The organism is Vibrio sp. 5S239, assembly GCF_041439575.1.
Lineage (GTDB): Bacteria > Pseudomonadota > Gammaproteobacteria > Enterobacterales > Vibrionaceae > Vibrio > Vibrio kanaloae.
Genome location: NZ_JBGOOM010000050.1, coordinates 1 through 2,593 on the forward strand (window position 1 = coordinate 1; position 2,593 = coordinate 2,593).

Annotated in this window: 4 protein-coding genes; all 4 read left to right on the plus strand. The window is 41.6% G+C overall.

The window, feature by feature from the left end:
- The first annotated feature begins 100 nt into the window (after nt 1–100).
- Nucleotides 101–817, plus strand: coding sequence for an FRG domain-containing protein (locus ACED48_RS20280; protein ID WP_017057166.1), 717 nt, complete (start codon nt 101–103; stop codon nt 815–817).
- Between the two features lie 454 nt (nt 818–1,271).
- Complete coding sequence (locus tag ACED48_RS20285) at nt 1,272–1,394, plus strand: hypothetical protein (protein WP_078555051.1); 123 nt, start codon at nt 1,272–1,274, stop codon at nt 1,392–1,394.
- A 29-nt stretch (nt 1,395–1,423) separates the two neighbouring features.
- A complete protein-coding gene (locus ACED48_RS20290; protein ID WP_017057167.1) occupies nt 1,424–1,723 on the plus strand; it encodes a hypothetical protein in 300 nt (99 codons plus the stop codon).
- Nucleotides 1,724–1,911: 188 nt separating this feature from the next.
- The coding region (locus ACED48_RS20295) for an integrase arm-type DNA-binding domain-containing protein (RefSeq protein ID WP_371692222.1) at nt 1,912–2,593 on the plus strand (682 nt) is incomplete at its 3' end.

The window sequence follows — 2,593 nt, forward strand, 5'->3', positions numbered from 1 at the left end:
CATTTAAGAGTGATTCGCAACGCTTGGCAGTTTCGCTTCGCTCAAGTATAGCCAAACGCCGCTCACACCTTAATGCGGCGTTAGCTTATTCGGAGGTACAATGAAAACAAAAGAAGTAAGTAGCTTTGAAGATTTACATTCTGCATTGAGCCAATATAGAGCAGATAATCGTTGGGTATTTAGAGGTCATAGCGACCCAGATTGGGAGCTCAAGCCAAAAGCAGGTAGATTGCCTTACTCAAAGCAAAATGATCTGACTTACTTTAAGGCTTGGCGTAGACGAGCAGTTGAATTTAAAACGGAGAGTTCCCCAACATCTGAGTGGGAGTGGCTCGCTGTAGCTCAGCATCATGGTTTACCAACTAGGTTAATGGATTGGACATATAACCCTTTAGTAGCTGCTTACTTTGCTGTAAACGGTCCAGCAAATTCAGATGCTGTAATCTATTGTTATAAATCAACAAAGTTCGTTAGTGATGCGTCTTGCAAACTGGAAGATTATCGCGGCGGTGTTGTGTTGTATAAACCTTACGCAGTTGTACCTAGAATTAGCCGTCAAAGTGGTTTATTCACATTACATCCAACCCCAGAGGAATCGATGCTTGACACTTCTGAAGCTGAGTATATCGAACGGATTATTATCAAGAAAAACTATCGAGATAAGTTGAAATTTGAGTTAAATCAGTACGGAATTAACAAATTAAACCTATTTGCTGATTTGGATGGTCTATCCGAGCATATATGCTGGCATATTGAGAATTCAGATTATTGGTCAAATCACGAAGAGTTCATCGAAACACTGGAAAACATAAGCTAACAAAGCATTTAAGACGGATTCTCAACGCTTGGCAATTTCAGTTTAGGTCGGCTTTAGTGCCGAATGTGGCAAGGTTTAGGGTTGGGTGGTCGCGTTGTTCACCACTTAATGCGGCGTTATGTTTAATCACGTAAAATCAGTGGCTTGTGTCTTTTCTATACTTCCTAAGTCATCCTATTAGGTCTTTTCGGCAAGTTGGCAGCGTTGGGCGCTGCTTTCCAGACATTTATTCTTTTGCGCTAAAAACTCTGAGAGTTGCCTCATTGAATTTCGGATCAAGTTTAACGTGAGGACATTTGGCTCAATCTCAAAGTTAGACTTCGTTTTGTGTTTTCTGCTCTTAAAGCTCAAGTTCAATTTTCTCAAGCTTATGAGTTAAATCAGTTTTTAGGCTTTTGGTTTTTGTTTACAAAAGTAAGTTGGGTTAAACTTCGGTTCACTTGAACGTAAGGTATTGAATCTTAAACATAACAAACAGTTCAAGAGGGATTCAGCACGCGTGGCATTTTTGGCATGCGTTGGTTTTTGTGTTGAAGTACCATGCAGTGACATCGGTATTGCGTGCTTCACCCCTTAACTGGGCGTTAGAGCGCAGGAGAAAAAAGTATGAACATGATCGATATAGTTGAATACATTTCATATCTTATCGCCGGCATTATTATCGCTCCTTTCGGCTTTATGCTGTTTAAAGAATTCATTGGTAAAGATCGCAAGACAGTTACAGATGAAGTCAAATCGACAGTAGGTGACGAATCGAGAAAGTTTCTGGGTGGTAGGTATGGTGATGCCGTTGTAGGCCAATTTGTCGAGTTTAAACTGATAATAACGATAGGCTTGCCAGTAGTGCTATTTCTAGGAATTTCTTCCTTGGTTAATTCTCTTTTGAAAGTTCTGTTCAACCTGTGAGTTGCGCTCTAACAAACTGTTCAAGAGGGATTCGGTAATGTAACGCAATGCACGGCTATGAACTAAAATGATAAATTAACCGAATAAATACAGTAAGATAGCTATGGTTGGTTGGTTCATGGTTGTTCTCTATAATGCCTCAAGTTACAATTTTTCTGCTACATATTTGCTACACTAAGGATTGTGTCATGGCATTAAAGCAGAAGATCACCAACAGCTCTATCAAGAACCTCACCATTGAAGATAAGCGCCTGAACGATACCGAAGTCAGCGGTTTTCATGCGCGAATCTCCCCAAAAGGAACGGTGAAGTATTACCTGTACTATCGAATTAACGGCAAGCAGCGAAACTATTTCTTAGGGGCGGCTAATTCATTAACACCCGCTCAAGCTAGAGACTTAGCCAAAGAGAAATCAGGACAAGTCGCCAGTGGGGAAGACGTACAAGAAAGTCGTCACGAAGCTAAGAAATTAGAAGCCCGTGAGGGACTGACGTTAACCCGTTTTCTTGACGAACATTACCAAGACTATTTGATGGCTTTGAACCCTCGAACGGCTAACCAGTCGTTTAACTCGATTAAGAATACGTTTGCTCACTTGGGTGAAAAACGCCTCACTGACATTACCGCTCGTGACATTCAAGAATGGTACACGCAAAAACGTAAGCAAGGTCGAGCGCCCGCCACCATGAGCCGTACTTTCATGTCGTTCAAAGCGGCACTCACCAGAGCGGTAGAGTGGGAGTTGTTAGATTCTCACTCTCTCGATAAAGTGAAACTGGTCACTGAGGATAATACTCGTGTGCGTTATCTATCCAGTGAAGAAGAAAGCGCCTTACTTATTGCCCTTGATGAACGTAACGACAGGCTAA

What these genes read in the sequence shown, in the direction of transcription:
- ACED48_RS20280 (WP_017057166.1), top strand. Translation starts at nt 101, where the DNA reads ATGAAAACAAAAGAAGTAAGTAGCTTTGAAGATTTACATTCTGCATTG.
- ACED48_RS20290 (WP_017057167.1), top strand. Translation starts at nt 1,424, where the DNA reads ATGAACATGATCGATATAGTTGAATACATTTCATATCTTATCGCCGGC.